The organism is Bradyrhizobium sp. AC87j1 (assembly GCF_002936975.1).
Classification (GTDB): Bacteria; Pseudomonadota; Alphaproteobacteria; order Rhizobiales; family Xanthobacteraceae; genus Bradyrhizobium; species Bradyrhizobium shewense.
In genome coordinates, this window is sequence record NZ_PTFE01000183.1 from 1 (window position 1) to 7154 (window position 7154).

At 66.4% G+C, this 7154-nt stretch carries 7 protein-coding genes; 3 read left to right on the forward strand and 4 right to left on the reverse strand.

Annotated elements, in window-relative coordinates; genetic code table 11:
- The 3 genes from CV770_RS40150 to CV770_RS40160 form a co-directional block, all read right to left on the reverse strand.
- On the reverse strand, positions 1–1098 hold a 1098-nt coding region (locus tag CV770_RS40150; protein WP_104466230.1), incomplete at its 3' end, for a hypothetical protein.
- 86 nt (positions 1099–1184) lie between these two features.
- A complete protein-coding gene (locus tag CV770_RS40155) occupies positions 1185–2687 on the reverse strand; it encodes a class I adenylate-forming enzyme family protein (RefSeq protein WP_104466231.1) in 1503 nt (500 codons plus the stop codon).
- Positions 2688–2691: 4 nt separating this feature from the next.
- Positions 2692–4398: an extracellular solute-binding protein gene (locus tag CV770_RS40160; RefSeq protein WP_245454010.1), complete on the reverse strand. Its 1707-nt coding sequence runs from the start codon at positions 4396–4398 to the stop codon at positions 2692–2694.
- Here CV770_RS40160 and CV770_RS43745 point away from each other — a divergent pair.
- The gene (locus CV770_RS43745; protein WP_245454011.1) at positions 4378–4713 is read left to right on the forward strand and encodes a hypothetical protein; all 336 of its coding nucleotides are present in this window, start codon (positions 4378–4380) and stop codon (positions 4711–4713) included. The two genes, CV770_RS40160 and CV770_RS43745, sit on opposite strands and share 21 nt — an antisense overlap.
- A gap of 84 nt (positions 4714–4797) precedes the next feature.
- Positions 4798–5616 carry an invasion associated locus B family protein gene (locus CV770_RS40165; protein ID WP_091963509.1) on the forward strand — a complete coding sequence of 273 codons (819 nt, stop codon included), beginning with the start codon at positions 4798–4800 and terminating at the stop codon, positions 5614–5616.
- Positions 5617–5696: 80 nt separating this feature from the next.
- On the opposite strand, the gene hspQ is transcribed toward CV770_RS40165, so the two are convergent.
- Positions 5697–6029 (reverse strand): heat shock protein HspQ, encoded by a 333-nt coding sequence (gene hspQ / locus CV770_RS40170; protein ID WP_008564941.1) that lies wholly within the window; start codon positions 6027–6029, stop codon positions 5697–5699.
- A gap of 106 nt (positions 6030–6135) precedes the next feature.
- Between hspQ and CV770_RS40175 the strand changes: the two genes are divergently transcribed.
- A complete protein-coding gene (locus CV770_RS40175; protein ID WP_091963512.1) occupies positions 6136–7089 on the forward strand; it encodes an AEC family transporter in 954 nt (317 codons plus the stop codon).
- Positions 7090–7154 lie beyond the last annotated feature (65 nt).

Here is a 7154-nt window from a genome sequence, read left to right on the forward strand (position 1 = left end):
GTGCCGCATCACCGCCGAGAGGCGGCGGGCGATCATGTGGGCGGTACGGAAGTCGGTTTCCGCGAACACGACGATGACCGAGCCGTCCTTCTGCGCCGCGCCGAAATCCATCTGCCGCATCAGCCGGCTGAGGATGCGGGCGGCATCGAGCTGGGCGCGGGAATTGCCGGGATCGAAAGCGAAGCGTGCGACCGACAGGCCGCCGCCGCGGGCCAGCGTCTGCTCGACCGCCTTGGAAAAGTCGCGGGCGAAGGCTTCCACGGTGAGCAGGCCGCTGCGCGGATCGAGCCAGCCGCCGGCATCAATCGAGCGCAGCGTGCGGCTCAATTGTGCTTCCATCGCATGCTGGCGGATCAGGGGCAGCGCATTGGCCGCGACCTTCGCCGGCTCGCCCGGAATCAGCTCAAGGTTGGGCAGGTCGTAGGTCTGCGTCAGCTGATGCGCGGTGACGACGACGGGCAGGCTGCGGAAGCGGGTGTCCTCGGCGAGCACCGTGAGAAAGGCGTCGGTGACGCGCGCGGTAAAACCTTCGGCGAGCACGACACCGTCGAGGTCGCGGGTGTTGAGGTGTTTGGCGGCGGCCTCGATCGAGAGCGCGCCGACGACGCCGGCGCGTTCGCCGAACGCGACGGAGAGTGCGGGATAGGCCGAGCCTCTGCCGATCAGGAGCACGGTGGCATCGCGGGCGGGATCGCCCTCCGGCAGCGCGACCTTCACTTCCGGCAGCCGGCGCAGCACCGTGGCGTGCAGGGTGCGCACGCGCAAAGCGGCGCGAAGCCGCGCGATCAGGCGATCGGAATTGCCGCCGCGCGAGGAGAAGGGCAGGGCGTTGTGGGGCAGCATGCCCATCGCATCGAGGGCCACGAAGGGAAGGTAGAGCGACTGGTCGGCGATCTTCTTGGCGAGTGGCGCAATATGCGGCTCATGACCGCCGGACATCTGGGCGAGAACCGCGGCCGGCTGGACCTGCTCGACCGCGCGCGCTGCGCTGGCCCAGTCGGTGTCGACGACGGGAAAGAGCCGGGCCTCGTCCAGCGCCGCAATGAAGGGCGGCCGCTCGGCATTCGACACAAACAGGATCGGGCCCGCCTGGGACATTCGCAAAACTCTGATCACGCGACAGATGCCCCGCAATCTAGTTTGGCCGCCTTAATGCAGCGTCAACGTACCAGGCGAAACTGCGCCTAGACAGGGCCGGAGCGGTCGCGAAAAGCCTCGACCATCAGGGGGTTAAGCCCGAGCTCACTGAGCGCTTCGCGGGCCCGGGTATTGTCCTGGGCGCGTCCGGCCAGCCGGTGGCCGGAAAGCCGGTCGGGCAGCGCGGTGAGCAGGGCGCCCTGGCCGAGCCGGCGCGCCCATTCCTGGAGGTCGTTGGAGAGGAAGCGGTAGCCGCCGACGGCCATGATGCCGGAGGGGGGCGCGGTGATGCAGATGGCACCGCTCGGACGGTCGAGCCGGGCGGCGTAGCCGGTGTCGACATAGTCTCGCGGCGGCTGCGCGATCAGCGTGTCGCCGACCGGTTGCGGCGGGGCATAGGCCGCGATCGGCACCATCGCGCCGCGCAGGCCGAGCGTGCCCTTCGGCGTCAGCAGGATCTCGCCGGCAATGGAGGAGCCGGATTGCTCGCGCGGGGCACCGTGCGGGCCGGGCATCACCGCAACGGGCATGCCGTCCTCGCCGCGGCGGGCGCCGAACAGCCCGGCCTCGCCGAACAGGTAGACGTCGGTCAGCGGCGCATGCGGCGCGATCCAGGCATCGCTCGCCGCCACCTGCTCGGGCGCGCGCCACAGGCCGATGACGTTGCGCAAGGTCGGCATCCGCGCCGCCAGATCGGCATCGCCGAGCCGCAAGGCAAGCTGCGCCGGCGCGATCAGCACCTCGCATTCGTGCTCGTTGATCTGCTGCTCCAGCACATCGTTCTCGAACGGATGATGCAGCGCCAGCGCGCCGCCGGAGAGCAGCCACACCGCGAGCGAGGAGGCGAGCCCTGCGAACGACATCGGCGTGAACGCCGCCATCACGGTCGCGCCCTGCCTGACGTCGGCTTCCAGCGACATCGCAAGGCCACCGGCGATCACGCTGAAATGCGGTCGCGGCACCGGGCGAAAGCCTTCCGCGGTGACGTCGAAGGAGATCATCGCCGCCTTGCGGCCGTCCTGGATCACGGCGCGCGTGGTGCCGGGCGGGCGGGCCAGCACATCGTCGAGCGAAGCCATGCCTTCGGGCAGGTCGCCTCCGAAGCCGCAGACGTGACGGATCGAGAAGGCTTCGGCGGCCGCATGCATCGCCAGATCGGCATAGCTGACGCCGTCGACCGTGCTCATGGTGACGATGGCGCGCGCCGCGGTGCGGTTCAGCGCCGCGGTCAGTTCCGCGTGGCGCCAAAGCAGCGGCAGCACCGCGACCACGAGCCCGGCGCGATGGGCGGCGAGCACGGTGAGCACGAACTCGACCGTGGCAGGCAATTGGATCGCGATGACGGAATTGGCCGGCAGGCCTGATTCGACGAAATAGGCCGACAGCGCCTCGATGGCCGTGTCGGCCTCGGCATAGGTCATCCGCCGCGGCTGGTGCCCGGTCACGCGGGCCTTGTTGAGGGGGTCGAGCAGGGCGGGCGCGTGCGGCTGCCGCATCAGCGTGCGCTGAAACAACGTGTCGAGCGTCGGCGATACGGCTGGCTGGTTCACGGCGTCACTTTGCTTGATGAGCTTGCGGCTGCCCCTTCGACCACCAGGTCTCCGGCAAATAGCCTGAGAGCGAGATGGCCTTGGGCCGTTCTATCCGATTCCAGCGCGCGATCCATTGCTCGGATACGTTAAACAGGGGGATTGTGTAGAAGCCCGCGATCAGGGCGCGGTCGAGCGCCCGCACCGACGAGACGAAATCCGTATGTTCACGGGCCTCGAGCAGGGCGGCGATCATGGCATCGACTGCGCCATCCCTGGCGCCCATGTAGTTGCGGGTCCCCGGATTGTCCGCGGCAGCGCTGCCCCAGTAGAAATATTGCTCGTTGCCGGGCGACAGCGACTGGTCCCAGCGGTTCTGGATCATGTCGAATTCGTAAGCGAGCCGGCGCTGGTCGAACTGCACGGGGTCTACCGTTCGCACGCTCGGCTCGATGCCGGCGCGCTTGAGGTCGCGCTGGAAGGCGAGCGCGATGCGTTCCTGGTCGCGGGTCGTGACCAGTATCTCGAAGGTGAAGGGCGCCTTGGTCTTGCGATTGCGCAGCACGGTGCCGTCGAGCTCGTAGCCGGCTTCCGACAACAGCTTCATCGCCGCGCGTAGCGTGGTGCGGTCGCGTCCCGATCCGTCGGTCACCGGCAGGCGGTAGCTGCCGTCCATGACATCGGGCCGAATTTGAGCGGCGAAGGGTTTGAGCAGCTCGCGCTCGCGCGCGTCCGCAGGTCGGCCATAGGCCGAAAGGTCGGAGCCGGCGAAATAGCCGGCAACGCGCGAATAAAGCCCGAAAAAGTAATTGCGGTTGACCAGCTCGAAATCGAACAGAAGCGTCAGAGCCTGACGGACGCGGATGTCGGCGAAGATCGGTCGGCGGGTGTTGAATACCAGGAATTCGGAGGGTTGCGGCAGGCCCGGCTTGACGGTGTCGCGGATCACCTCGCCGCTTTTGACGGCCGGAAAATCGTAGCCGTCGTGCCAGCGCAGCGGCTCGTGCTCGACGCGAAAATCATAGAGGCCGCGCTTGAAGGCTTCGAACTGGCCGTTGGCCTCGCGAAAATAGTCGAGCCGAATCTCGTCGAAATTGTAGAGCCCGCGGTTGATGGGCAGGTCGCGGCCCCAATAGTCGGGATTGCGGGTGAGCGTCACGCTGGCCCCGGGCTTCACCGCCGTGACGCGATAGGGGCCGGAGCCAATCGGGCTCGTCAGCGTCGTCTCCTCGAAGGTCGCGACGTCGACCGCTTGCTTCGACAGGATCGGCATCAGGCCGAGGATCAGCGGCAGCTCGCGGTCGTTGGCGCCCGCGAGGTCGAAGCGGACGGTGAGGGGATCGGTCGCCTCGGCCTTGGCGACTTTGGCGTAGTACTGCCGGTGGTTGGGGCGGCCGTGATCGCGCAGCAGCTGCCAGGAGAACAGCACGTCTTCGGCCGTCACGTGCTTGCTGTCGGAGAAACGGGCGCGCGGATCGAGACGGAACGTGACGAAGCTCCGCTCGTCGTCGGTTTCGACGCTCCTGGCGAGCAGGCCATAGAGCGTGAATGGCTCGTCATTGCCGCGCGCGAGCAGGCTCTCGACCACGTAGCCCCGCATCTGCTGCACGGCTAATCCCCTCACGATGAAGGGATTGAGGCTGTCGAAGGTTCCGAGAACACCCCAGATCAAGCGGCCGCCCTTGGGGGCATCGGGATTGGCGTAGGGCATGTGGATGAAATCGGCCGGCATGGCCGGCTTGCCGTGCATGGCGATGGCATGGGCTTCCTCGGCCCGCGCGCCGCCAGCGGACAGCCCAACCGCGAGCACAGAGGCAAGGACGCAAAGGCGGAGACCGGGGCCCTCGAAAAGGCGCTGGAACTTGAACATGGGCACACGTTGATTCGAGGACCGGCTGGCCTTGAATCCTATCACAGGGAATTTCACCGGGCGCAGCCGCGGATGTGGCCAAAGACGGTTGTCGGCATTGATCTTTTCGTCGGCCACGTTAAGAAGGCGGGCAATCGCGCAAGAGCGCCGAGCCCGTCACTTATCTGCCTCAATTGACGGGAAGAGAGCCGCGCCCAAGGCGGCTTGGTTCGGCGCTTCGGAGCGGTTCGGGCGCTTCCCGTTCAGAAAGGGTTTTCCGCAATGAATTTCCGTTACTTGGCCGCGTCCGTCCGGCCGCGTGGGCGACTTCTCGCCCTGTTGACGGCGACGGCATTGGCCGTTCCGTTTGCCGCCGAGGCCCAGACCCCGGCGCCGGCCCCGGGTGCGCCCAAGGCCGCTCCGGCCCCGAAAGCGCCTCCCAAGGCCGCTCCCAAGGCTCCGGCACCGGCCGCTCAGGCCCCCGCCCAGCAGGCTCCCGCCCAGGGCGCTCCGGCGCAGCAGGGCGCGGCTCAGCCGGCCGATCAGCAGATCCAGCTGATCTACGCCCCCTGGACCAAGTTCTGCCTGAAGGGCCAGGACGCCAACGCCAAGCAGGTCTGCTTCACCGGCAAGGACGGTCGCATCGAATCGGGCCAGCCGGTCATCGCCGCCGTGATCATCGAGCCGGAAGGCGAGCCCAAGAAGATCCTGCGCGTGACGCTGCCGCTCGGCATGCAGCTCGTGCACGGCACCCGCATCATCGTCGACAGCAACGCGCCGCTGCAGCAGCCCTATGTGATCTGCTTCCAGAACGGCTGCATGTCCGATTACGAGGCGACGCCCGAGCTCATCAACAGCATGAAGAAGGGCCAGAATCTCGTTGTCCAGGCGATCAACGCCAACGGCGCGCCGCTGACCCTGCCGCTGCCGCTCGCCGGCGAATTCCAGAAGGCCTATGACGGTCCGCCGACCGATCCGAAGGTGTTCGAGGAAAATCAGAAGAAGCTCCAGGAAGAGCTTCAGAAGAAGGCTGACGAGCAGCGCAAGAAGCTCGAGCAGAGCGGTGCTGCCCCGGGCGCGGCTCCGGCCGGCCAGAAGTAATCGGGCGCACGACGTCCAGATACGAAGAAGGCGCTCATCTCGAGCGCCTTTTTTGCTGGCTGGGTGCTGGTGGTGAAAACCTAGTTCAGCGACGGGTTGCGCGGGCGATAGCCGCCGGCCTTGTCCTTGATGAAGATCTCGGCAACCTGGGAATGCCGGACCGGCTCGCCGGAATCGTCGGGCAGAAGGTTCTGCTCCGAGACATAGGCGACGTATTCGGATTCCGCGTTCTCCGCGAGCAGGTGGTAGAACGGCTGGTCCTTGTGGGGCCGCACCTCCTCGGGGATCGACAGCCACCACTCCTCGGTGTTGTTGAATTCCGGATCGATGTCGAAGATCACGCCCCGGAACGAGAAGATCCGGTGGCGCACGACCTGTCCGATCTGGAATTTGGCGGTCCGCGCTTTAATCATTCCCCGTCGATAGACCAGGATTGTGGCCGATGCTAGTGGCCTCATCTGGAATTAACGTTCACTTTGGGGGCAGATAGCCCCCAAGTCTTCAGAAAACACTTCACCAATGCTCGATATCCTCAATCTGGCGCTACCTTATTTCGGCTTGATCTTCGTCGGTTTTGCCTGCGGCAAGGCCAAGTCCTTGCCGGAATCGGGCCTCGCCTGGATGAACTTCTTCCTGCTCTACGTGTCGCTGCCGGCGCTGCTGTTTGCGATCATGTCGAAGACGCCGTTCGCAGAATTGAACAACCCGCCGTTCCTGGTCGCGACCACACTGTCGACCGTTGCGGCGTTCACCCTGGCGCTGGTCGTGGGCAAGGTTCTGGGACGGCTGACATTGCGCGAGGCGACGCTCGCAGGTCTCTCCGGCGGCTACGGCAATATCGGCTACATGGGGCCTGGGCTGGCGCTCGCCGTACTCGGGACCAAGGCTGCGGCGCCGACCGCGCTGATCTTCTGCTGCGACAGCATCTTCCTGTTCACGATCGTGCCGCTCTTGATCGAGCTGTCCGACCGCGACCATCCCTCGATCGTGCACGCCTTCGGCGTCGTGCTGAAGCAGATCGTGCTCAACCCGCTGATCATGTCGGCCTGCTTCGGTGCCGCGGTCGCAGCGCTGCATATCGAGATGCCGGTCGCGCTCGACCGCACCATCACCTTCCTCCAGAACGCCGCCGCACCGACAGCGCTGTTCGTGCTCGGCGTGACCGTGGCGCTGCGTCCGTTCGACCGGGTGCCGTGGGAAGTGCCGGGCGTGATCGCGGTCAAGCTCCTGATCCATCCGCTGGCGGCATTCGGCCTGATGCTGGCGTTCGGCCCCTTCGCGCAGCCCTGGGCTGCGACCGCCGTGCTGATGGCCTCGCTGCCGCCGGCGCTGAACGTGTTCGTGATCGCCCGGCAGAACGATGCCTGGATCGAATCGGCGTCCGTCGCGGTGCTGCTCGGCACCTTTGCGTCCGTGGTCACGCTGACCAGTGTGATGTGGCTGCTTCAGAGCGGACGGCTGGTGTTTCCGTGAGGGCCAGAACTGCTGGCGATACGAACGGTGCGCCCCCTCTCCCGCTTGCGGGGGAGGGTTGGGGA